Source organism: Chitinophaga sp. W2I13 (assembly GCF_050434005.1).
Classification (GTDB): Bacteria; Bacteroidota; Bacteroidia; order Chitinophagales; family Chitinophagaceae; genus Chitinophaga.
In genome coordinates this window covers 2,171,535-2,195,155 of the sequence record NZ_JBNPWD010000001.1, presented here as the reverse complement: position 1 = coordinate 2,195,155, position 23,621 = coordinate 2,171,535, and the positions used below count along the sequence as shown (strand labels likewise).

Here is a 23,621-nt window from a genome sequence, read left to right as displayed (position 1 = left end):
TTTCTGCTGGGGGCGCTGTAGGGTATTTTTGGAATATAGGTGAAGTTTACTAATTTGATTGAATGTTTAAACAAATAAACAAATATTGGTGGTGCCAGATATTGGGGTGGTCGGCATATTTTCTGATCAATGTTTTCTTCGCCTTTTCTGTTTACAGGAAAACGTCTCCGGACGCGGCTTATTATCTGAATCTGGTAATTTTTGTGTTATTCGGTTTTATAGCCACTCATCTTTTCCGCAACCTGATCCATCGGTTTGCCTGGGTGAATTATAATTTTGAGAACCAGATTCTGCTGTTTATCGGGTTAATGACGGGGTCGGGGCTGGTGTCGTATATTGGATATTACTTTTTTGGAATATACCTGTTACACTTATCGGATACGCCCATCCAGGTGGGGATTGTAGGATCTTTCCTGATCACTACCATCTGGTGGTTCCTATATTTCATATGGCATTACATTGAAAGGAACCGGCGGTCGCAGGTGGATCAGTTAAAGCTGGAGACTACTGTGAAGGAGCTGGAGTTGAAAACGATTAAAGCGCAGTTGAATCCACACTTTATTTTTAATGCGCTGAACAGTATCCGGGCGCTGGTAGATGAAAACCCACAGCGGGCAAGAACTGCCATCACAGAGCTTTCCAATATCCTGCGGAGCTCTATGCAAACGGAGAAGGCGGAAACGGTGAGTCTGGAAAACGAATTGAATATAGTAAAGGATTACCTTGCATTGGAACATATCCGGTTTGAGGAGCGTTTGAGTGTTAAGTATGAGATTGACCCGGATACGCTGGAGTTACAGGTACCACCGATGATGTTGCAAACGTTGGTGGAAAATGCCATTAAGCATGGGATTTCCCGGATCATCCGGGGAGGCTCGGTTTATATTCATTCTTCCCTGAAGGGTATGCAGCATGTAATTACCATTGAAAATACCGGTCAGATTATAGAAAACAATATGAACGGGCATGGCTTTGGATTACAGAGCACCCGGCAGCGGTTGAGCCTTTTGTTTGGCAGCAGGGCTTCTTTTGAAATCAGGAATAAAGATGAGCAAACGGTGGAAGCTACTGTAGTGATGCCCTTGCTCTAAATCACTTGTTATAAACTGCTGTAGCCGGATTAACTGGTTATAGCTATTATTTTTAAATCAATTAAATCATCAACCAAACTTCATATTGCCAATGAAAAAAGCATTGATAATAGATGATGAACGCCTGGCCAGAAGTGAATTGAAAAAATTACTGGCAGATCACCCGGAAATAGTGGTGGTGGGGGAAGCTGTGAACGCGAAGGATGGTATAGAGAAGATAGAAACGCTTCATCCTGACTTACTGTTCCTGGATATCCAGATGCCTGATAAAACAGGTTTTGATTTGCTGGCAGAGCTGGAGAAAACGCCGCAGGTGATTTTCACTACTGCATATGATGAGTATGCGCTGAAAGCATTTGAGTACAATGCGCTGGACTACCTGTTGAAACCGGTAGAGCCAAAGCGGCTGGCAGATGCGATCCACAAACTGCATCAGCAGGATGAGAAGGACCGTTTGGCGGCATCCGGTGGTATCCGTAATTTATTGTCTGAAAATGACCAGGTTTTTGTGAAAGACGGCGACAGGTGCTGGTTTGTGAAGCTGCAGGAAATCCGGCTTTTTGAAAGTGTGGGTAACTATGCGCGGGTTTATTTTGAAACCAACAAGCCTTTGATCCTCAAATCATTGAATGCACTGGAAGAAAGACTGGACGAGCGTACTTTTTTCCGTGCAAACCGTAAACATATCGTGAATCTGCGGATGATTGAGAAAATTGATACTTACTTTAATGGCGGCCTGTTGCTGGAAATGCGCGGGGGCGAAAAAATTGAAGTAAGCCGCAGGCAGGCAGTGAAGTTTAAGGAGATGATGAGCCTGTAAGTATTTAGCGGTCAGCTAATAAAACGAATGACAGCAGATTTCCTGCTGTCATTCGTTTTATATTTTATGCTATATATCTTTATGCTTTTACAGGAACAGAATGCACGGCGTCTGCCAGTTCCTTAATGAGAGAAAGGTCTTTCTCAATGGCGTTGCCTACTACGAGGATATCCGCGCCTGCTTTACAATTCAGGTAAGCTTTTTCTGCATCTCTTATACCTCCTCCTACAATAATAGGAGCCTGTACCTGGCTGGCCACCCTGCTGATCATACTTTCTGTGATAGGTACACGGGCGCCGCTGCCGGCATCCATATAAATCACTTTCATTCCCAGCATTTCCCCTGCTATTGCGGTACACATGGCAATATCTGCCTTGTCTGCCGGGATAGGCATGGTGTTGCTGATATAAGAAACTGTAGTGGGTGCTCCGCCGTCGATTACCATGTAACCGGTGGAAATTACTTCCAGTCCGCTTTTCTTCACAGCAGCGGCAGATACCACATGCTGTCCAATCAGTAATTCAGGGTTTCTGCCGGAAATTACAGACAGATAGAGTAAGGCATCAGCATATTTTGATACCTGGGAAGGGCTTCCGGGAAATAATACAACGGGAATGTTGCAGCTGGCTTTCAGCTGTTGTACGCATTCATCAAGGTGATCAGAGATCACCAGACTACCTCCAAGGAAGATATAATCAACTTTGGCAGCAGTGCATTTATCAGCAATCTCTATGATGCCGGCAGGTGTTACCTTATCCGGGTCAATTAAAACCGCGAATGCCTTTTCCTTTTTAGCCTTTCTTTCGATGAACGAAGTGTATATGTTATTGTACATCAATAGCGCATTGTTCCGGTTGTCGCAAATGTATAATATTTTTATTAATAACACACATTGCTAAATAAATATGCATTCAATTCATTTTCTATTCATGAACTTCATGATACCTAGCGAATTATGTGTAACGCAACTGTAAACGTTTTGTTAATGACAAATTTTAAGCCGGATTTCTTTTTGGCTTTATAACAAACGTGTTGGCAAACTGTTTGCGCAATTATCCACAATCTGTGCAAAATAAATGGGCCGCTCCAGGCATTTTAAAATTAATTTTAGAGTACTCCGCTATACTAACTCATTTATATCATCTAAGAAAAATTTACGGGCATGAAAAATCCAGTCAATAGTAAGAATGGGCTTGCGTTTACCCGCCATTTTACCAAAGAAGGTGTGAGTCCATACGACCAGTTTGCCTACGAACTCCGCTCTTCTGTGATCCGGAATCCCGGTGGCGATGTAGTATTTGAAATGAATAACGTGGAAGTACCGGCCGCCTGGTCGCAGATTGCTACCGACATCCTGGCGCAGAAATATTTCCGCAAAGCAGGGGTGCCGCAGGCTGATGGCACTTCAGGGAGGGAAACTTCGGTGAAACAGGTGGTGCATCGTATGGCCAACTGCTGGCGTGCCTGGGGTGAAAGATATGGCTATTTCGCTTCCGCGGAAGATGCCCGGATTTTCTATGAAGAGCTGACCTACAGTATGCTCAACCAGTCGTGTGTGCCTAACTCCCCCCAATGGTTTAATACCGGCTTATTTGAGAGCTATGGTATTAAAGGCAAGCCACAGGGGCATTACTATGTGGAGCAAAATACCGGCAACCTGGAAAAGTCTACTTCTGCTTACGAGCGGCCTCAGCCTCATGCCTGTTTTATTTTAAGTGTAAACGATGACCTGGTGAATGAGGGTGGAATTATGGATTTATGGATGCGGGAAGCCCGCATTTTCAAATACGGTTCCGGTGTGGGTACTAATTTTTCGCATATCCGGGGAGATGGGGAAAAGCTCAGTGGTGGCGGAACTTCCAGTGGATTAATGAGCTTTCTGAAGATCGGGGACCGGGCAGCGGGAGCAATTAAGTCGGGTGGCACCACCAGGAGGGCCGCAAAAATGGTGTGCCTGGATCTTGATCACCCGGAGATTATGGAATTTGTGAACTGGAAAGTAGAGGAAGAAAAGAAGGTGGCAGCGTTGATTGCAGCTGGCTATTCTTCTGATTATGAAGGAGATGCATATAAAACGGTATCTGGCCAGAACTCCAATAATTCTGTCCGGGTACCGAATTCTTTTTTCCGGGTGTTGGAGGAAGATGGCGAATGGGAACTCAAAGCCAGGAGTACCGGCAAAACCACAAAAACGGTAAAAGCAAAGGATTTATGGGATCAGATTACTTATGCTGCCTGGCGTTGTGCAGATCCGGGTACGCAATATGACACGACTATCAATGAGTGGCATACCTGTCCGCAGGGCGGGCGTATTAACGCCTCTAATCCGTGTTCAGAATATATGTTCCTCGATAATACGGCCTGTAATCTGGCGTCCGTGAACCTCCGGCGTTTTTTCGATGATGAAAGGAACCTGTTTGATGTTCCCGGCTTTGAGTACACCGTGAGGTTATGGACAGTGGTGCTGGAGATTTCTGTGCTGATGGCACAGTTCCCCTCTAAAGAAGTGGCACAGCTTAGTTATGAATACCGCACGCTGGGGCTGGGTTATGCCAACCTGGGTTCTATGCTGATGGTGAGCGGCATTGCCTACGACAGCGAGGAAGCGCGCGGCATATCAGGAGCGATATCCGCTATTATGACGGGGATTGCCTATAAAACTTCTGCGGAGATGGCTGCACATCTGGGCGCCTTTCCCCGGTATAAAGAGAACCGGGAAGATATGTTGCGGGTAATGCGGAATCACCGGGCGGCCGCATACGATGCCTCTGATGCGTATGATGGACTGGAGATAAAGCCCAGGGGCATTGACGCACGGTATTGCGCGGATTACCTGCTGAAATCGGCCACCAAGGCATGGGACGAGGCAGTGAAGCTGGGTGAGCAATATGGTTACCGGAATGCACAGGCGACGGTGATTGCACCTACCGGCACTATTGGCCTGGTGATGGATTGTGACACTACCGGCGTGGAGCCTGATTTTGCATTGGTGAAATTCAAAAAGCTGTCTGGTGGCGGCTATTTTAAGATTATTAACCAGTCTATTCCTACAGCGTTACAAAACCTGGGCTATTCTTCCCATGAAATAAAGGCGATTGTGGATTATGCAAAAGGAACCGGCAATTTTGCGGGGGCGCCTTATATTAATCATCAGTCGCTGAGTGAGAAAGGATTTATGGGGGAAGAGCTGAAAAAGCTGGATACCGCCGTTTCTTCTTCCTTTGATATATCGTTTGTATTTAATGTTTATACATTGGGAGAAGAGTGTTTGCAGCGGTTAGGGTTTAAGGCGGAGGATTATTACAGTCTTGAGTTCAGCCTGTTACATGCTTTGGGATTTACGGATGAGCAGATAGAAGCGGCGAATGATTATGTGTGCGGAACAATGACGGTGGAGGGGGCTCCTTACCTGAAAGATGCTCATTTACCTGTATTTGACTGCGCCAATAAATGTGGAAAGCATGGGGAGCGGTATATACATGCGCATGGTCACATCAGGATGATGGCGGCGGTGCAACCTTTTATTTCCGGGGCTATTTCCAAAACCATTAATCTGCCGAATGAGGCGGCTGTGGAAGAAATTGCGGATGCTTACAAGCTCAGCTGGGAACTTGGGTTGAAAGCCTGTGCTTTGTACCGGGATGGAAGTAAGTTAAGTCAGCCTTTAAGCAATAAGAGTGATAAAAGGAAGAAAGCGGAGCCGGTGAACGAGGTGGCTGCCGGGCAGGACCTGCAGCAGCTGACGATTGATGAGTTGCTGGAGGAAGTGAACAAACGGATGCTGGCCAGCAGGGACACCACCTTAAAGCGCCAGTTGTCGAGGATTGTGGAGCGGCAAAGTTTGCCATCCAAACGGGGTGGGTTTACGCAAAAGGCAAATGTGGGTGGCCAGGTAATTTTTGTGCGTACCGGGGAGTACAACGATGGTACGTTGGGCGAAATATTTATTGATCTGGCGAAAGAGGGCTCTACTTTACGGAGTTTGATGAACTGTTTTGCCATTGCCGTTTCTGTTGGATTGCAATATGGGGTTCCGTTGGAAGAGTTTGTAGATAAGTTTGTCTTCACGCGGTTTGAGCCGGCCGGAATGGTAGATCATCCCAACATTAAATCGGCCACCTCGCTAATCGATTATATTTTCAGGGTGTTAGGATATGAGTACCTGGGCCGTACCGACCTGGTACATGTGCTGGATGCACCTGGTAATACGGGTGAAGGGGATGCGGATGAGGAGGCGCCGGTTCCATTGCCAGGAAAGGTAAACAATAGTGGGCAAGCTGCTCCGCGTATTCCCAGGATGCAGGCGGCTACAGCATTTCAGCAGGAAAGTGGTACGCAGGATTACCTGAAAAGTATGCAAGGTGATGCGCCGGCATGTAATACCTGTGGACATATCACGGTGCGTTCGGGTACTTGCTATAAATGTTTGAATTGCGGTACCAGCATGGGTTGCAGCTGATTGATGTTACAACTTCTTGTTAATGATATGTTATTTAGGCTCTAAAATTTCAAAGAAAAATAACATGCCCTTACCTTTGTATTCAAATAGGGTTTTCATAGGATAGTAACAAATTGAGGGCGCTTTTCTAGGCGCCCTTACTTTTTTCAAAAAACACCCTGTTTTTCTTCTCTTTCTCCAGGCAATATTTAGGTCCTCATTCTTTACAACATATTTTTTTCATTTGATATTTTTCTAAAAAGATCAATCTAATTGCATCTTTTTTAAAAACGTGCAGAAATATTAATATATTTCTAATATTTAATCTTTTCCCTAACTCACGATATAATTTTATTATATTTGTTATTGTATTAATTTTTATTATGGTTACTGTCCTATGAAAAACCAAATATTCCTACACCGCATGATTCATCATGCACTGTAAATGACTCTCGAAAGCAATGGTTCGCCCATTGCTTTTGTTTTTTTTAGGGGTTTTTACGCATATTTTGGAATCTACTAGAAATCTCAAAATATAATTGTATTTTTAAACTCGAAAATTTGACGCCTTATGAAAAAGCTGTTGTTTATGCTGTTGGTAGTTTTGGCCGCAGCCGCATCAGCAAATGCCAGCACTGGTTTCAAAAACGGGGATAATAATGGTGATAAAAACGGAGACAACAACGACAACCGTAATAACGCCAAAAACACGAATAATGCCAAGCCTGTAAGGGTAGAAGAGTTTGTGTTAATGTTTCCGCGGGTAGAGACAACTGAGAAAGTGGATGAAGCAGAGTTGGAGAAAGCTATTGTGGACTTATACAAGTGGTATTTACAAAACGAGACTAAATTAAATACAAACGACTTCCTCAAAGGGAGTGGTAAGGAAATGGCTTTTCCTTTCAAGGTAGATCCAAAAACCTTGCAGCAATATTTTCTGTTCATCAAGAAGAACTTCCCCGGATTCAGCGAGGACGATCTGTCTAATGTAAAACGCAGCCGGAAGAAGGAAGCACCTGTTACTGTGCGTGATGAAATGGATAATCCGATGTCGATTTCAGTTAACAGATAAAATAGTTTTGCCAGGCGATAATGCATTTAGAGTTTAACTACGATAAAGGGGATGTGTTGCATGCATTGCGCTATCATTTTATGCGAAGAGGCGAGATTAAAGTCTTCCGCAATACCCTTATCATCTTATTACTTGCTACTTTAACAGGTTATTTTTTTAGCGTGGTGACCACCGGTGCGCTTACTGGTATTGTTATCATGATACTGGTGCTTGGCTGGGTATTCTGGTACCTGTTACCTGTTTCTATTTACAATAAGGCGGCTACTTTTAAAGACAGTATACATCTCAAGTATTCTGACGAGGGATTATTGATTACCACCCGGGGGAGTGATCATCCGCGTAATATCAGCTGGAGCAATTTTTCCAGGGTAGTGGAAACTGAAAAATTCTTCTTCCTCTATCGTGATAAGAAAACTTTCTTTCTCATTCCCACCAGTGCTTTCCAGACAGAGGAGGCCTACCGCAATTTCGCGGGCATACTCAAATCGAAGTTTAGTAATTACCGGTAAGACTTTCTGCGTTACAGGTTAATATTCTGGAACACGCTGAAATGCAGGATATGGTTCATGGTTTTAGCGCCTGACGTAACCTGGACCAGCTGGTTCATATAGCCTATATCTGCTTTGAGATTAGGATTGAACTGATATCCAAAAGCAACCAGGAAGCGATTCTGATCGAACAGCAGGTTGCTGATATCATTTCCCCAGAGATTTAAAAAGATTTCGTCCTGCAGGGCCACGTAAAACGGGGTGGCTGCTTTTTTATGAAGGATGGGTAGTTGTGTGCGGTTGAAATAGCGGGCGCGGTTACCATATTTCCAATTACCGATAGCATGCGGATCTCCGGGAGCTGACGGTTGGGATACCCAGCGTTGTTCCAGCCGTACCCGGTGGGTCATATCCAGTTTTTTTGCTTTATGGATGTATTGTTCAAAGATGCGTTGTTCAGGCAGCCATGTATTGCTGGTGGCATTGTAAGTGGGTACATATGCATATCCCAGTAAAATATGATCCTGTTTGGTAAGGGAATATTGCAGACCGCCGCGCATGAGCAGCTGACCTTTGTTACTGATACCATCCCTGATACGTAACTGCACATCAAAAGGCACCGCCCATTTACTGTTAATTTTCATGGTGCCGAAATAAGTATACCAATTCTGGTAGGCATGTGTTGTTTCCTGTGCTGATACCAAACGGACAATAGCCAGCAGGGCCATTGTTAGCAGTACTTTCCTCATGATCGTTGAATATAGGTGGGGTTAAAGATAAATAAATCGGTATAAAAAAAGAAAGCGCCTGCAGATGCAGGCGCCGGTAGATTGTTGTTTAGCTATAGTTGATTGTTGTATCAGAATTTGTTATACCACAGTTTGGTGCCTTTTGTGTCGCCACCGATGTCGGAAGCGGCTTTTTCGTAGCTGGCCTTATTCTGTGTTTGCTCGGTCTGCAGGTAAGTTAACCTGTAGGGCACCATTGTAACGCTGGGATCCAGTGAACCGGATACCGGAGCTATGAATAATGGTTGTCCGCCTGGTTTGCTAAAATGAAGCCTGGTTCTTTCAAACCATGCCTGGAAGCCCTGCGGATAAAGCGCGAGCCATTTTTGCGTACCGATCACATTTCTCCAGTCGGCGGCTACGTAAGGTACTTTCGCTATATATGCCTCGATAGCAGCATCCGTGATATCTGTGTTGTTGGTAAGTGTACGCCAGTAGCTGATAGAAGCGGTGATGCCTTTTGCATAGTGCGTAGCCGCATCATCGCCCACATTCATGCCTCTGGCAGCAGCTTCCGCCAGGATAAACTCTACTTCTGCATATCCCATTAGAATGCCTGGCATTGTGGCGCTATATATTTGTGTGCCGGGAAAGGAGTAGTTGTCTATAGGAAGCCTGTCCGGATTTGAAGCGGACGAGCCGTAAGGCATACCTTTGATGGTATCGCTAATGGCTGAAGGCCGGGCGTAAATGCTGAGGCGGGGATCATTTACACTTTTCATATAATCCACCAGGGTGGCGCTTACAGAAAAGTCGATGATATCGCGTTCAGAGTCATTATAAGGGAATTTGTTGGGTGCTGCATTCAGGTATTCGAACTCGGCATTGTCACTGTTATCGCTAAGGGCATCCTGATAGTGCGCTTCAATGATCTGTTTGGCTTTTTGTGGGTTGGCGTCCACCATGCGGATGGCCAATCTGAGCATCAGCGAATTTGCCAGTTTCTTCCATTTTTCTACATCTCCGTTATAAATAATATCCCCGGTTTCAAAGCTAATCTGTGATGTGTCCAGCACATTTATCTGCGCCTGCAGGGTGTCGAGCAGGGAGTTATAAATGGTTTGGGCATCATCGTATTGAGGGGTAATATTACTGCTACCCTGGAAGGTTTTTGTATATGGAATATTTCCGTAGGTATCTGCCAGGATCTGGTAGATCCAGGCGCTTGTGATTTTTGCGATGGCACTCTGGTTAGTCGCGCCGGGCAGCCCCGGGTTAGCCGCGTTTTGTTTAACCAGGTCATCAAGATTATGCAACGAGATACGGTATAATGTATTCCAGAAGGCGGCATTATTACCTTCATCGAGATTGAACTGGCTATCATTTGTCCTGGAGTTTCCAGTCCAGAATTGTGCATAGTTCATGGCGATGAAACCGTTTTGTAATCCGCTGTAAAGCATGTCCATCGTGCTTTTCTGGGCGCCCGTGAGCAGGTTTGCGGGCGAAGCGGTAGTTGGCCTGGTTGGATCAGTGTTCATATCATCCAACTTTTTACAGCTGGTAAATGCCAGTGAAGCCAACAAGAACAGGATGCTGCTATATTTAAAAATCTTTTTAGTCATCTTCACAAAATTTAGAATGATACATTCAGGTTTAATCCATAAGACCGGAGTGATGGCAGCGCACCACCTTCAATTCCCTGCACGTTGGAAGCGGAATTGAGGATATTGGATGGATCTACATTCGGCGCATTTGATTTAATTAACCAGAGGTTACGGCCATAGAGAGAAAGGCGGGCGGCCTGGGCTCCTATTTTCTTATACCATGATTCCGGCAGATTGTAACCGATTTTGGCCTCTCTCAGGTAGATATAGCTGGCATCATACAGGTTGGCCTTGCTGATCACATTTCCACCGTTGTAATTGAAGTGATCCTGTGCACTGATGTTTGTTGTATTGGCGTGGCCATCTGCTGTAACACCCGGAACGACGATACCATTTTCACGGATACCATTTTCTACAGTGGTTTCCAGCAGACCGGATTTATTTCCGTATAGGTTAGTATAGGAGAAGAAATCGCCGCCGTGTTGGAAATCAACCAGTGCAGACAGGTAAATACCTTTATAAGTAAAGGTGTTGGTAACACCGCCTACATAGTCGGGATAGGCGTTACCGATAGGTTTGATTTCACTGGGCACATAACGTCCGAGCGCATCTACTACTTTCTGGCCGTTAAGGTAAGTATAATCGGTACCGCGGATAGTTCCCAGCGGCTCTCCTACTTGTCCTACCACCGATACCTTCTGTGTACGGCGGTCGGTGCCGATTGTCAGGAAGTCCAGTGATGTATTGTACTGTGCAATATCCAGGTTGAGCACCTTGTTCCGGTTGCGTGCGAGGTTGGCGCTGATATCCCAACGGAAGCCATTTTTCAGGCGGATGGGGTTCAGGTTCAGCCCTATTTCAATACCTTTATTTTCCACGCTACCACCATTTACGTAGGCTCCTGTGAAACCGGTGGCTGTAGGCAGTGCCAGTGTGATGATCTGATCCTTGGTAACGCGTCTGTAGTAGGTGAAATCAACACCAATACGGTTGTCCAGGAATTTCAATTCCACGCCTGTTTCCACTTCCGTGGTACGTTCAGGTTTCAGGTCTTCGTTGTATAATGTTGGAGAGAACTGGATAACCGGATTGCTGCCGAAAGGAGGAATGAAGTCGTATGTGTTGTAAATCCGGTACGGATCGGCATCATTACCTACCGCAGCGAGGCTACCTCTTAATTTACCAAATGACAGCCATTTCCATTCTTTCAACAGGTCTGAGAAAACAAAGGAAAGGGAAGCCGATGGATAGAAATATTGGTTATTACCTTTTACCAGGGTAGAGGACCAGTCGCTACGACCCGTGAGGTCGAGGAACAGCAGGTTCTTATATCCCAGGTTGGCAGTAGCAAAGACGGAGTTGATCTGTTTTTCGTAGTACTGATCAATGGCCTGAGCGGGTTGCGCAGAGTTGAGCAGGTTGTACACATCTTTAGTGATCAATCCACCCACGACGCTTCCGCCGGTAACGGTCCATTTACGATGCATCACGTTTCCACCAACTGTTGCATTCAGCTGGAAGTCGGTACCGAAATCTTTTTTGATATCTGCTGTTAACTGATAGTTCATTTCGCGGTTACTTCTCACGCGTTTGATATATCCTCCTATTGCATAATCTTTTGCTGTTCTTTCTTCTTCGAGTGTACTATAGTCGTCCATGAATACGCGACCGGAGAAGGAGAGCCATTTTGTGGCGTCTATATCCAGTCCGGCAGATCCGAAGAGCCTGTTGCGGCTATCTGTTTCGTAATCCATATAACGGTTCCAGTATGGTCCATTGCTGGAGGAGACAGTTGGATCGTCCCATGACCGGCGGTTCCAGGTGATCTGGGAACCGTCATCGTACTTGTATCTTTTCTCCATTTCCAGATCGAGCTGGCGCTGACCATACATCGTGAACTGCAATGTAGGATTGGGACCGGTTAAAGCCGGTACCTGGACGGCCTTTTACTTTTAAGGAGGTGTAGTTCATGGAGGCTACGGCTTTTACTCCCTTTGTTAATTCATAGCTACCATTGAAAGAGAGGTTGTTTCTTTTGTTGGTGGCGTTGGGGAGTACGAAGGTTTGATCCATGTTACCATACGACAAGCGGAAACTTCCTTTATCGTCGCTGCCTGCCATTGATATATTGTTGGTAAGTGTAAAACCTGTTTTATAGAAGTCTTTTACATTATTTGGATGTGGTGACCAGGTATCAGTTTTGCCGAAGTATGGATTTTTTTTATCCTTATCCCATGACCAATAAGGGCGAATTATTTGTCCGTTCAGTTTGGGTCCCCATGATTCATCCACTGCATATTGTGGCATCAGGTCGTAGCGTCCTTTGCCGTTGTTGTCGTCGTAGGTAGCGCTTTGTTCATTGAGGAAGCCTTCCGGATGCTGATTGTAATAGAGGGTATCAAATTTTCCTGCACTACCGCCGCCGTAAGTATTTTGATAATCGGGGAGTACAGCTACCTGGTCTACCTGGGCGTTGAGGCTATAGGTAACCCCGATTCCTTTTTCGGTATCCGGGCGTTTCTTGGTGGTTATCTGGAGAACGCCGTTGGCACCGCGGCTTCCGTAGAGGGCGGTTGCAGCTGCGCCTTTGAGGACAGAGATGTTTTCAATGTCTTCCGGGTTGATATCCTGCATAGGGCTACCGTAGTCGTAACCGCCGCCACCGTTTTGCTGTCCGGGATCGTTTGTTACGTTATTGATCATCGGTACACCATCCAGTACAAAGAAGGCATTGTTATCACCCAGGATGGATTTTACCCCACGGATGGTGATTTTGCTGGCACCGCCCATGGAACCTGTGTTAGAGCTGATTTGCACACCGGGAACTTTTCCTGTAAGGGCGTTTACAAAGTTTACTTCTTTTGCTTCCTGTACGGCATTACCGCTTACTTCCTGTATGGCATAACCTACGGAGCGGGGATTCTTTTTAATGCCTAGGGCCGTGACTACTACTTCTCCCAAAACTTTTTTGGTAGCATTGGAGGGAACCAGGGTAACATCGAGTTCACCTCTTTTTTCTACCGGGATAGACTGTTCACCGAAAGTAGGAGCTGTGACGAGTATAGTATCGCGTACGGCCGCCTTAATGGTGTATTGACCAGTTGGGTCTGACTGTGCGTTTAGTTTAGATGTTTTATTCCGGATAACGGCGCCGGGAATAGGAGTTCCTTTATCATCTTTCACTGTTCCTGTAAGCTGGAATTTTCCAACTTCGCTTTTGGCCGTAGCTGAGTCCGGGGGAAGGATGAGTGCGGTATCCTCTTTAGGTTTTGCTACAGCCGTTTTGGCGGTATCGGTTACTGGTTTGGAAGTATCCTGTTTCGGTTTAACAGTGGAATCGGTAGCAGCAGGTTTAATGACTACCGGAGCAGTGGTATCCTGTTTAGGTTTAACACTGGTATCAGCAGCAGCGGGTTTAATCACTACCGGAACGGTGGTATCAGCTTGCAGCTGTTTTGCTGTGAGATACCCTTCGGGTTTTGCGTATGCGCTGCTGGAGGTATAGCAGAAAAAGGCATAGCACAGCCCCGACCAGGCTAGTACATGGCTTCTCATCGTATTATGAAAGATTTGGTTACAAAATTTTTTGACAGGATTCCTATGCTGTCTGTTGTTATATTGGTTATCCATCAATATAACAATACAATCAAAACGCCTTCTACAATGGGTTGCAGAAGCAAAAAAATAAAAAATAATTAATTCAGGTTTTTCCTCATTTCGTAGTGCGGAATGCCCACCTCTGTAAATTCTTCTCCACAGATTTTATAGCCCAGTTTCTGATAGAATCCCGTGGCTTCTTTCCGGGCATGCATGGTTAATTCATCAAAGCCGTTGCTACGTGCATATTGTTCTGCGAATACTACAATTTCTCTGCCTATTCCCTTGCCCTGCAGGCGGGGCGACACTGCCATTTGTCTTAACTGTACTGTGTTTTCACTGACAGGAGTGAGAATACAACAACCGGCGAGTATTTCATGATCGTTCCCTTGTGTAAAGCCGGCAATGAAAATATCATTGATTTCTTTTTGTAATTGTTCGGCTGAAAACGTAAGCCCCAATGGTTTTCGAAGCACCTCGCTACGAAGGTCAATCATGGTGTGGTAGTCGCAACTACCGTATTCGAGTATACGAAAATCAAGCATAATGATTTGTCAGATTTGCAGATGGCCGATTTATGCCATTTCAATTTCAGGAATTACCGCTGCATGGTTCACAAGTGTCTGGATGACAAATAGCCTGCCAACAGGAATCAGGAGTGCTGTGACTGAAAATAATTGACGATCAGCTGGTCGACTGATTTAACAAGCAACATATCGTCGTTGATGGTGATGGCATTGGGATGGGTATCTGTGCAGACTACCTTTTTAATGAGACCTGATTGCTTGATCTTTTCGAAGCCATTTCCTGCAAAGATGCCGTGGGTGGTGATAACGAAGATATTTCCGGCACCGGCATCACGATAAGATTGTGCGGCATGGATCAGAGATCCGCCGGTGCGGATCATGTCATCGTAGATGATCACTGTTTTGTCTTTTACATCGGCGCTAATGGCAGTAATAGCTGTTTCATCGCCGGAAAGGCGGCGTTTGAACGCGAAAGCCGCCGGTACATGCAGGTCGTTGGCAAGGGATTCTACCCATTTAGCCCTGCCCGCATCCGTGCTGGCCAGCACAAAAGGCTCTCCGGCTGCGAGCTCCATGGCCGTATTCATTACAAATTCCTTTGCATATAAATGCACCGGGCGAACATCGTTTTCAAAATACCAGGTAATACCATCCACATGAAGATCAATCATTACGATCCTGTTTCCACGGGAGGTATTGGGTAAAGACGAAAACAATACAGCGCGTGTTTTGGCCTTTACAATTTCGCCATATTTTACGGCGCGTTCCATAGTAGAATATCCAAAAAAAGGAATGATGATGGTCAGGGAATAAGCTCCCAGCTGGATACAGCCGCTGGCCAGATCATATAGTTCCAGCGTTTCTTTATCGTCGATAGTGCCACCAAGCAAAATCACTTCTTTGTTGCTGACATTACTCAAAATGCGGTGATAATGCTCCCCATCGGGGAAATCACGTATGTCTAATTCCCCATTTTCCCAGGTGGAGCCTGCAATTGAGAGGATCCTGTTTTTCAGATACTGATAATGTTGGGTAGCAAAGATGATTTTCTGTGGCATGACTTTTACACAATAATGGGTGATAACCGTAAAAATAAGTGATTAGAGGGATATTTATAATGTTGATAATTAATAATTTTGCTGCTGAGCACTCATATTTCTCCCGTTTTTTAACTTTTCATTTGCGGGTGGAACATTAAATTTGAAGGATTAGTATATTCATGATTCGTATTACAGCATATATCGGAGCACTGTTTTTTTTCTTTTTCATTAACATGCAGGGAACCTTCGCACAGGTGCGTTTGTCCGGTATGGTGGCGGATCAGGATTCCAAAACGGGATTGCCTTTTGTTTCTATTGTTAACAAGAGGACAATGACGGGCACATTAAGTAATGAAAATGGCCGTTTTTATATTGAGGCACTGCCGGGAGATACCCTTGAATTTTCCATGTTGAGCTATACACCTAAAATGTTGCTTGTTCCGGGAATGTCAGCTTCCCAGGATGTATATATGCAGAAGCGGTTGTTTGAATTGCAGGGGGTAAATATCCGGGGTAAGAACTACCGTAACGATTCTATGGCGCTGAGAGATGAATATGGACGCTACTTTGATTACCGTAAGCCAGGGGCGATGGATGTACTTAAAACCTTGCCGGCAAACCCTATTACGGCTTTAAGTTATCTAGTGCCAAGTAAAGTGCGTAAAAGAAAAGAGCAGTTTCATGAACAGCTGGTTTATTGGGAGAAGGAGAAGTTCATCGACTATCGCTACTCTCCTGAACTGGTGGGAAGAATGACCAAGCTACAGAGCCCGGAACTGGATTCGTTTATGTATAAATACAGGCCGGGATACCAGTTTTTAAATTCCGCTTCAGACTACGATCTGTTACTTTATATAAAGCAATCGTTTGAAGAATATCAGAAGCAAAAGATAGAAAAGAAAGAACCTTAAATAATGTTACGCCGGAGAGTTATCTCCAACGTAATTGTTTATATCTGCTATGAATTTTTTTAATATTTATGTTTTTACCATGTGGTATGCTGGCGGCGAAACCACGATTTTAATCAGCTGGTTCCAATTCCTGTTTTAAGGCCGGCAATGAAAAATAGCGATGTTGTTTGAGAAAATCCTCCAGCCCTTTGTCTTCGTTAAGCATATTTTCAAGTACCGATGAACCCGGCCATATACCTGGATTTTTAGGCATAAGCTGGTGCTGAAGCGGTTCATAAATATTGGCGATATAGGCCACAATTTTTCTTTTTTCATCCAGCGAAAATATTTCGAAGGGATTATTAGCGAATATGTCGTTATTGGTATTGCTATATAAAGAATAGGCGTATTGCTCCAGCGCCCGAAGCAAGGCGTTATCAATGACACGGGTATGATCCGAAATCCATTGTAGTAATTCCTGCTTTATTTCTAACACCCCTTCTGCGTTTTTTACAAAGATGATCTCGCCTACTGTAGGCATGTGATTATTGTCGAGATCCAGGTAATCGTTCATAGCCAGCGTATTTATCTTTTCTTCTTTGGTATAGCCGAATGATTTGACCAGTGTTTTGAGGAAGAGCGTATCTTCGGCGAGAAGATAGGCAAGATCTGATTGGCTGTTGTTGAAGAGGTATTTGTTGCGTGAGATTATTTTTGGATGAAGATCAATTTTATAACTGCTGTTATCTTCAAATTCAATGAAATCCCCTAATAGAGGAACCCACGAGATAAATTTGTATTCTATGGAAATGAAGATATTCTCAATTGTATAGTCATATTCATCTTCTTTTTCGTATCCTTCTTCAATAATAGTATTGAATTTGTTATGAAACCTGACTCCGTCATTTTTACGACTAAGTATTTTTCCAAATATATTGGTCAGCGCTTTATTAAAAGAACTATCGCTGAGCTGTTTAAACCCTTTGTCTTTTAAACCTTGAGCAATAATAGGTAAAGCGATATTAACATCTTGCTCTGTATACGTATAGCTTGCAGGTATTCCGTCCTCCGTTGATTCTATGTGGGATTGCCATTCTATGTGTCGTTTAATGGCGTCTATATTCATGGTGTACATTTTTTCTTTTTTGATAACGTTATTCTTTCCAATGCTTTGTACTGGTTGCTGCTGGGTGTTTTGACAGCTTACATTGCTAAGTATAAAGACTATCAGTATTAAATTTACTGTTCTCATTTTTTTATTTTTTTCCTGAGACCGAGATGAAAATGATCTTGATGTGCGATTGTAGAACTGCCAATCGTATTATTAATACGTTTGTTATAAGCGAAATTGTTTCTAAATTCCCATTTAGTGGCAATGTTGAGTAGCTTCTCCAACACTTTCAGAAATTCTTTTTCACTGCCATATGTCTCCATTGCTTCCGTCCATAATACAGATCCTTTCCTGTTTGAGCTTCCGGGGTACCTGATATCAATGTCGTTCCCATTAATATGTCCTTTATGACCTATGTTCCGTTTGTCTCCGGCAGAGATATCGTTATAATAAAGTGTATCTGTATAGCCATTCTGTGGTAACGAATAGAAGAATCCAAACAAAGGAGCGGCAATATCAGGAGCTATATAATTATCATCTCCTCCATCCCTGGTGCCGTATCTTCCCCAGTTGGGGCCAGTTTCGGGGAATGGCAGCAGGCCGTATCTGTTTTTTTGCAGTAAGAATGTTTTAATAAGTGTACCCGCGTTGTACAGGTCGTATTTGTATTGATTGGAGGTAACATTTTGTTCCACCAGTGTGTAGCTGAAGGCATCTATTTTGACAATATACCTGTTCAAGGCACCATCGGATATTTTTCGATGCCGGCAGTTGTTTACCTGGAATAAGACAGATGAATTTGTGTCGAAGAAATGTTTCTTTTCAGCATGTGAGCTCTTGCCATTTGAAATCGCATCCAGGCCTACTACCTTGCTTATTTTAGCGGTTACTTCTGTATTGCCATTAGCAGCAAGCTGCAATCCCTTCCATTTCCAGAAAGCCATTGAAGATAGTACGGCAATTTTTATATCTGTGGCTACCAGGTCTGGTTGAAGAAGAATATCGGCCTTTTCTTTCCGGGTAAACTTGTTTGCATAAGTATAAGCTTCCCGGCCGGTAAGCTGGATCAGTCCCCTGCCTCGGAATTTCCATCCATCTCCCGGTTGTATGTTGCCCAATGATTTCCCCTTTACCGAATCGGGACCGTATACATAATCAGCAATATGCCGTTGGTTTTCTTTTGTTACGCCAGGACGAGCCGGTTTTCTTATCGCTCTCCCCCATGTTTTCGCTTTTATTTTACCTGCCGCTGTTCTGAATGGCGGAAAGTTCTTTCCCAGGTCTTCCCAATACCAGTTGAAGCTTTCCCCTTCTTTAACATTCAAACACCCACCGCTTTCTATAGCCACCTGGGCGAAAAAGTGTGCCTTATTCCAGCAGGTATTCATACCGGTTTGTTCCATAAACCTGTTGTAAGTGGCGGCTGCAATCTGCAATGAGGAGGTTGTTGCATGAGGGAATATTTTAGCCAGCTGTTCTATCGTAATCATCTCTTCGCATGCCGGACACCTGGAGTTAAGCTCATTTATTTCAAGTTGCTCGCCCAGTACTACCGGTGCATTTGCCCTGGAATGCCTGTTTATAAAATTATCAAACCAGTTGGATAGTTTTATATGCTGGTAGTAACTGATATTATCAGGGTTCAGGATATTTTTATCCGCTATCTCATGTGGATAGAAATAGTTATCCGAAGAAGACTTTATTACTGCATAGAAGCAGCGGAGAAAACTATCTTCCAGTGTATTCCCCGCTTTCAGCTGGTTTGAATCTATTGTTGCATTTGCGGTTCCATATTCATTTATATGCAACCTGTCGCTGAACCAATGTTTATCTTTTCCCTGATACCGGTTTTCCCATATCTGAAAGGATAATTCCTCTCCGGCAAGGTTAGCGGTTTGTACGAGCATGCTGAATTTCTGTCCATATTTGTAAACTTTATAGGCAGGATATTTACGCTGATCGTGAAAGTGTACAGATACTACACGTCGTTTGTTATTGAGCTCCAGGTACCCTCCCTTTTCCTGCATACGTTTGTTGCTTTGCTTTTGCGGCACCCAGTATGCTGTTCCTTCACAAGTAATGGTTTTCATTTCAGCAAACCGGATGCAATTAGCAGACAAAGGTATTGCGAACAACACGCGAAATGTATCCCATTCGAAACTGGTATTAGTTAATAATGGTTTCAGGCTATTTATGCTAACATCAAGTCGCAATAGTCCATCCGTATTGAAAGCCACCTCTCCCAGATCCTTTACATGATGAATGCAGTTTGCCGGATTTATCTGCAACAGGTGAAGCGGTATCTTTTCATTTGCCGCTTCATGACTACTGATAACTATACGGACTATCTCCTGCCAACCGGCCGATGGTCTATAAATTAATTGCTCATCCGTAAAACACCAACGTGTGAGCGTGGCTTTTATGGCACTGATACTGAGCGTTTTCCGGGAATTTCCCAGACGGGCACTGATCATGAAGCTTCCTTCCTGTGAAGCTGATGCCGTTGATAACTTATTGGTATAAGCTCCGTAGGGATTCCAGAAAACAGGACCATCGAGTGTTTCCTCATAATCCATTAGTGTTTGCGCAAAAACAGTATAATACCTTCCAACGACCCAGTTAGTACTATCTCCCGGCACCAGTATCTTTAATACTTCATTGTTTTTTACTTCGAAATGCCAATAGGCTTGTTGAATATTATTACGCTCCCTCTCCATGATATTTACGCGTACTTCTACTGTATACTTTCCGGGAAGTATAAGATGAACATCGCCATTGATTGTAATGTAGGGCCCTATGCCTACTGGCCGGCCGTTTAAAAACCATTGAATAGCCGCTGCAGGTACTGGTGGCAGTTTAGTATGCACCATTTGTGAAACCTGGAAATTCATATTTGTGCGGGGCCTTACCACATGTGTTGACGCCCCGTTGCTCACTGATATGGCCCTGTTGTTTTGGGTATGGATTTCTTTACTGATCTGTTGCGGATGTATACCCGTACGCATGATGGCTGAAACAACGTAAGTGGCAGATGCGTTGGTCGGCGTGAACCAGATTTTATCATTATCGGGTATGGCAATTATGTTTTTGCTGTTATCGGTTACTTGCATAGACACCAGCGCTCTTTCTGCTTCAGTTGGGGGAGTTATCTTGTATACAGCTTCTGCACAAACCGGAGTTCCACTTTGCAGGTTGCCTGACTTATAAGGTGTTTCACTAATGATGAATTCCTCTTTAAGCGTGTTGTTACTCGCATATAGATCAATGAAGGCATCGCTATCTGTTTGTTCTTTTCCGAAGGCCTGTACCCGGTAATACCCGGACGTGTCGAATGAAAATGTTAACCGTGAGCCGGATGATTCGATTAACACCACGTCGTTGCCGTCATTGTGAAGATTGAGTACTTTCCATTGTACCGCTGATTCGTCCGGGATCACATGATTATAATAGCTTTCAACCTCAAACAATAACGGCTCCATGATCCTGACGGAAACCTCCTCCTTCTTTTCACTGGTAAAGATTGCCGCAGGGTTACGTTTTTCAATACATAAGGTAATTGTGCGTATGGCAGGAACTTCCCTGCACTTCAAACTGCTGGCAACTAGGGGATTTAGCGCCGGTATAATAGCGGATTCATTTTCCGCAATGCTATCCTCAGCTACATAAGCTGTTTGACCGTGATGGATAATACAAACACAAGGAGCCCCGGCTGCCGCGCAAACAGCAGTGCTTTTTTCTGTTAGTATTTTCCCTCCGTTCGAAAGTGTAACGCCGGGCAATACATTGTCCCATTGAATGATGTTAGGCGTGCAAGGCTTGTGGGTTAACATGCACATTCCAAATGTGCCTGGCATGAAGGGATTGCCTATCTCATTGGAACCTGCAGCTGGTTTGGAGTTTCCACTGACGTCGTTCATGTATTCTGCATTTGCAGAAACCTGTATTTGGGCGGGAGTATTACCGAAATTACATCTGCATAATGCTCCTTGCACCACAAAGTGTTTATCAGCCATCTTTTTAATGCAATTTTATTTTTCAGGATTATGAATGTCTGATGATATTTTATGGAATTTTACACCCTTCTGTTTGCCGTTGATGATTACTGATTTGCCGGAATGAAGAAACAGTTCTCCTGAACTATGCCAACGAATGCTCTTCCCTGTTTCTATATATTTTTTGCAGACAATCAGCATGCCTCCTGTGGGGGTATTTCGCATGTGTTGGTGTTTTAGAATAGTTTTGACTTTTCTGTACTCTTTTATGTTGACTGACTTTCCTGAGCTTATCTGCATGTTTTCTTTGGAGCTGTCGATGTTTATTTCTTCTGCATGTTTATCTATTTCTCTCGCCTGCAGGTTGATATTTTCCATCGCTATTTTTGTGATATTGGTTGCGGTTAATTGATAATCGTTCACCGTATATTGATAAAGACAGTTACCTGCCTGTTGAAGGATATCCATCCCTGCGGAGTGGTTGATATTACTTCCGGCATTTATATTGATATTTTCAGTGGCATTAATGTCGATATTTTTGGCGGTTAGGTTTATTCTTTCGGGCGCCGAAATTGAAATGTTCTGCCCCTGGGTATCCATCGTGATCATGTTGCCACCTTTATCGGTGATGATAATATTTTCGTTGCCATCTGTATCGTCGAGGCGGATCATGTGGCCACTACGTGTTTTAATTGCTTTAATGTTATTCATTGGATCCCCGAAGGCAGCAGTTGCTTTTCCGTTGTACGCGCAGCCGGTAACGTATGGTGCTTCAGGGTTACCGCCTTCGAAATCTACCCATACCTCTTCATTTATTTCAGGAATAAAGTAAAAACCTTTATTGATTCCGCCATGCGGTTGATGAAGTCTGATCCAGGGCGTACTTCCCTGCTGCCAGTTAAATTTCACCCGGACACGTCCAAGCCCTTTGGGGTCATTATTATCCGTTACTACGGCGCTCTGGGCTTCGCAATATGGCAGGTTTTTCAGGTTCATAGCAGGTACTGCTATGTCGGCCGGAATACCTTCAAATGTATTGTAATAGTCGCCATTCCCATTACAATGGTGTTCCAGCCTTGTAAGTATAAATTCACCATAGTCTTCACGGGCGGATAGCTGTTCCTTTACGTCAATAATGTTTCCGATACACAGACCGGTATTCCTGCTACTGCCTTTTATGAAAACCAATTCTGCTATTCGTCCTTTATAGAAGCGATTGGTAAATGCAGAAAGTTCTGCGGCGGCATTCCTGCCAAATACATGTGGTACTTTATAGCTGGTTTTAAAAGGATACAGTTTCCTGCTCACTGATTCCGCGTGATACGAGTGGTGGTTCATGTTGCCGGAGGCTGCATTACAACTATCTTCCGCTACTATATTATGTAACCTGTATTCATATGTTTGAAACGTTTGATGGATGGGTGAAATTTTATATTCCAGCTGGAAATCAATCAGGTCTTTCTGATGTACCAGGTCGTTTTTTGGGGAGCTGTACTGACCGAAAATAATTTGCTGCCCATTGTAGAAGAAATGTTCTCCAAAACGCTGAGAAAGCCGCTGAAGAAAGTCGAATCCGGTTTCTTTGTATTGTACAATATACTTCAGCGGTTGTGTGAAATGGGGATTCACCTGCGGATGCACAGCAAAGGGGTAACAGTTTTTCATGACGGTGTTTACAATGGATGATAAGGCCAGTTGCTCATAAGATTGCATATGTGGATTACCTGAAAGCAATATGGTGGGGCTGCTGCCGTGAAGGACGCAGCTGCCGGCATTACCATTATTTTCTTTTCCGGCATTGACTCCTGTAATGATACCATTAAACAGCAACTGATTGAATACTCCCGGGGATTCGACAGGCCTGATACAGATGCTGATTTCTTTTCCCAGTAACGACCTGCCTGCTGCAACCGCATTCGATCCGTATTGTGATAGCCAATCGTATTGTATCCCTATCTCAAATTCGTGGTGCTGGTCCATGTATTGTTTCAGGTGCAGGAAGTTGAATTGACTGAACTGTTGTTCGTCTACTGATATGGTTGTTGTTGTATACAGTGCCATGACTAAATGAGTTGAAAGAGTTGAGGATATGTTTTGGTGAGGAGTTAACTTGAAGTTATTGTTGATAACAAACGTGAAAACTAAATTATGCAATTAATTTTAATTGATGAAAAATTAATTAAGATTCCTACCTAAAAATTATTTTTATCTTTTCATTTTTGC

The 23,621-nt window shown here is 44.0% G+C and carries 16 protein-coding genes; 6 read left to right on the top strand and 10 right to left on the bottom strand.

All coding sequences use genetic code 11. The features are described 5' to 3' along the window. Positions 1-62: 62 nt before the first annotated feature. Positions 63-1,091: a sensor histidine kinase gene (locus QFZ48_RS08855; protein WP_429062004.1), complete on the top strand. Its 1,029-nt coding sequence runs from the start codon at positions 63-65 to the stop codon at positions 1,089-1,091. Positions 1,092-1,182: 91 nt separating this feature from the next. Then, positions 1,183-1,911 (top strand): LytR/AlgR family response regulator transcription factor, encoded by a 729-nt coding sequence (locus tag QFZ48_RS08850; RefSeq protein ID WP_079469799.1) that lies wholly within the window; start codon positions 1,183-1,185, stop codon positions 1,909-1,911. Positions 1,912-1,990: 79 nt separating this feature from the next. Here QFZ48_RS08850 and QFZ48_RS08845 read toward each other — a convergent pair whose 3' ends face one another. Further along, positions 1,991-2,746 (bottom strand): geranylgeranylglyceryl/heptaprenylglyceryl phosphate synthase, encoded by a 756-nt coding sequence (locus QFZ48_RS08845; protein WP_079469798.1) that lies wholly within the window; start codon positions 2,744-2,746, stop codon positions 1,991-1,993. Positions 2,747-3,073: 327 nt separating this feature from the next. On the opposite strand from QFZ48_RS08845, the gene QFZ48_RS08840 reads away from it, so the two are divergent. From QFZ48_RS08840 to QFZ48_RS08830, 3 genes are all read left to right on the top strand, one after another. Then, complete coding sequence (locus QFZ48_RS08840; protein ID WP_429062002.1) at positions 3,074-6,370, top strand: vitamin B12-dependent ribonucleotide reductase; 3,297 nt, start codon at positions 3,074-3,076, stop codon at positions 6,368-6,370. A 550-nt stretch (positions 6,371-6,920) separates the two neighbouring features. Continuing rightward, positions 6,921-7,421 carry a hypothetical protein gene (locus QFZ48_RS08835; protein ID WP_370911238.1) on the top strand — a complete coding sequence of 167 codons (501 nt, stop codon included), beginning with the start codon at positions 6,921-6,923 and terminating at the stop codon, positions 7,419-7,421. 20 nt (positions 7,422-7,441) lie between these two features. Next, positions 7,442-7,930 carry a YcxB family protein gene (locus QFZ48_RS08830; RefSeq protein ID WP_370911237.1) on the top strand — a complete coding sequence of 163 codons (489 nt, stop codon included), beginning with the start codon at positions 7,442-7,444 and terminating at the stop codon, positions 7,928-7,930. 11 nt (positions 7,931-7,941) lie between these two features. On the opposite strand, the gene QFZ48_RS08825 is transcribed toward QFZ48_RS08830, so the two are convergent. The 6 genes from QFZ48_RS08825 to prs form a co-directional block, all read right to left on the bottom strand. Continuing rightward, positions 7,942-8,658: a DUF2490 domain-containing protein gene (locus QFZ48_RS08825; protein ID WP_429043923.1), complete on the bottom strand. Its 717-nt coding sequence runs from the start codon at positions 8,656-8,658 to the stop codon at positions 7,942-7,944. Positions 8,659-8,768: 110 nt separating this feature from the next. Continuing rightward, complete coding sequence (locus QFZ48_RS08820; RefSeq protein ID WP_429062000.1) at positions 8,769-10,259, bottom strand: SusD/RagB family nutrient-binding outer membrane lipoprotein; 1,491 nt, start codon at positions 10,257-10,259, stop codon at positions 8,769-8,771. 11 nt (positions 10,260-10,270) lie between these two features. Then, a complete protein-coding gene (locus QFZ48_RS08815) occupies positions 10,271-12,133 on the bottom strand; it encodes a TonB-dependent receptor domain-containing protein (protein WP_429061999.1) in 1,863 nt (620 codons plus the stop codon). Next, positions 12,078-13,796, bottom strand: a complete 1,719-nt coding sequence (locus QFZ48_RS08810) for a TonB-dependent receptor plug domain-containing protein (protein ID WP_429061997.1) — start codon at positions 13,794-13,796, stop codon at positions 12,078-12,080. The genes QFZ48_RS08815 and QFZ48_RS08810 overlap by 56 nt, the downstream gene beginning before the upstream one ends. A 140-nt stretch (positions 13,797-13,936) precedes the next feature. Next, positions 13,937-14,383: a GNAT family N-acetyltransferase gene (locus QFZ48_RS08805; protein ID WP_429043926.1), complete on the bottom strand. Its 447-nt coding sequence runs from the start codon at positions 14,381-14,383 to the stop codon at positions 13,937-13,939. Positions 14,384-14,490: 107 nt separating this feature from the next. After that, positions 14,491-15,423, bottom strand: coding sequence for a ribose-phosphate diphosphokinase (prs, locus tag QFZ48_RS08800; protein WP_370911232.1), 933 nt, complete (start codon positions 15,421-15,423; stop codon positions 14,491-14,493). Between the two features lie 215 nt (positions 15,424-15,638). Between prs and QFZ48_RS08795 the strand changes: the two genes are divergently transcribed. Beyond that, positions 15,639-16,316, top strand: coding sequence for a carboxypeptidase-like regulatory domain-containing protein (locus tag QFZ48_RS08795; RefSeq protein ID WP_429061995.1), 678 nt, complete (start codon positions 15,639-15,641; stop codon positions 16,314-16,316). Positions 16,317-16,425: 109 nt separating this feature from the next. Here the strand turns inward: QFZ48_RS08795 and QFZ48_RS08790 are convergent, their stop codons facing one another. Genes QFZ48_RS08790 through QFZ48_RS08780 form a run of 3 tightly spaced genes read right to left on the bottom strand, consistent with a single transcriptional unit; the run spans position 16,426 to position 23,459 of the window. Next, positions 16,426-17,547, bottom strand: coding sequence for a hypothetical protein (locus QFZ48_RS08790; RefSeq protein ID WP_429061994.1), 1,122 nt, complete (start codon positions 17,545-17,547; stop codon positions 16,426-16,428). Continuing rightward, positions 17,544-21,419 (bottom strand): PAAR-like protein, encoded by a 3,876-nt coding sequence (locus QFZ48_RS08785; protein WP_429061993.1) that lies wholly within the window; start codon positions 21,417-21,419, stop codon positions 17,544-17,546. The genes QFZ48_RS08790 and QFZ48_RS08785 overlap by 4 nt, the downstream gene beginning before the upstream one ends. 15 nt (positions 21,420-21,434) lie before the next feature. After that, on the bottom strand, positions 21,435-23,459 hold the full coding sequence (locus QFZ48_RS08780; protein WP_429061992.1) for a type VI secretion system Vgr family protein: 2,025 nt from the start codon (positions 23,457-23,459) through the stop codon (positions 21,435-21,437). Positions 23,460-23,621: the final 162 nt, after the last annotated feature.

What these genes read in the sequence shown, in the direction of transcription:
- QFZ48_RS08855 (WP_429062004.1), top strand. Translation starts at nt 63, where the DNA reads ATGTTTAAACAAATAAACAAATATTGGTGGTGCCAGATATTGGGGTGG.
- QFZ48_RS08850 (WP_079469799.1), top strand. Translation starts at nt 1,183, where the DNA reads ATGAAAAAAGCATTGATAATAGATGATGAACGCCTGGCCAGAAGTGAA.
- QFZ48_RS08845 (WP_079469798.1), bottom strand. Translation starts at nt 2,746, where the DNA reads ATGTACAATAACATATACACTTCGTTCATCGAAAGAAAGGCTAAAAAG.
- QFZ48_RS08840 (WP_429062002.1), top strand. Translation starts at nt 3,074, where the DNA reads ATGAAAAATCCAGTCAATAGTAAGAATGGGCTTGCGTTTACCCGCCAT.
- QFZ48_RS08835 (WP_370911238.1), top strand. Translation starts at nt 6,921, where the DNA reads ATGAAAAAGCTGTTGTTTATGCTGTTGGTAGTTTTGGCCGCAGCCGCA.
- QFZ48_RS08830 (WP_370911237.1), top strand. Translation starts at nt 7,442, where the DNA reads ATGCATTTAGAGTTTAACTACGATAAAGGGGATGTGTTGCATGCATTG.
- QFZ48_RS08825 (WP_429043923.1), bottom strand. Translation starts at nt 8,658, where the DNA reads ATGAGGAAAGTACTGCTAACAATGGCCCTGCTGGCTATTGTCCGTTTG.
- QFZ48_RS08820 (WP_429062000.1), bottom strand. Translation starts at nt 10,259, where the DNA reads ATGACTAAAAAGATTTTTAAATATAGCAGCATCCTGTTCTTGTTGGCT.
- QFZ48_RS08815 (WP_429061999.1), bottom strand. Translation starts at nt 12,133, where the DNA reads ATGTATGGTCAGCGCCAGCTCGATCTGGAAATGGAGAAAAGATACAAG.
- QFZ48_RS08810 (WP_429061997.1), bottom strand. Translation starts at nt 13,796, where the DNA reads ATGAGAAGCCATGTACTAGCCTGGTCGGGGCTGTGCTATGCCTTTTTC.
- QFZ48_RS08805 (WP_429043926.1), bottom strand. Translation starts at nt 14,383, where the DNA reads ATGCTTGATTTTCGTATACTCGAATACGGTAGTTGCGACTACCACACC.
- prs (WP_370911232.1), bottom strand. Translation starts at nt 15,423, where the DNA reads ATGCCACAGAAAATCATCTTTGCTACCCAACATTATCAGTATCTGAAA.
- QFZ48_RS08795 (WP_429061995.1), top strand. Translation starts at nt 15,639, where the DNA reads ATGCAGGGAACCTTCGCACAGGTGCGTTTGTCCGGTATGGTGGCGGAT.
- QFZ48_RS08790 (WP_429061994.1), bottom strand. Translation starts at nt 17,547, where the DNA reads ATGAGAACAGTAAATTTAATACTGATAGTCTTTATACTTAGCAATGTA.
- QFZ48_RS08785 (WP_429061993.1), bottom strand. Translation starts at nt 21,419, where the DNA reads ATGGCTGATAAACACTTTGTGGTGCAAGGAGCATTATGCAGATGTAAT.
- QFZ48_RS08780 (WP_429061992.1), bottom strand. Translation starts at nt 23,459, where the DNA reads ATGGCACTGTATACAACAACAACCATATCAGTAGACGAACAACAGTTC.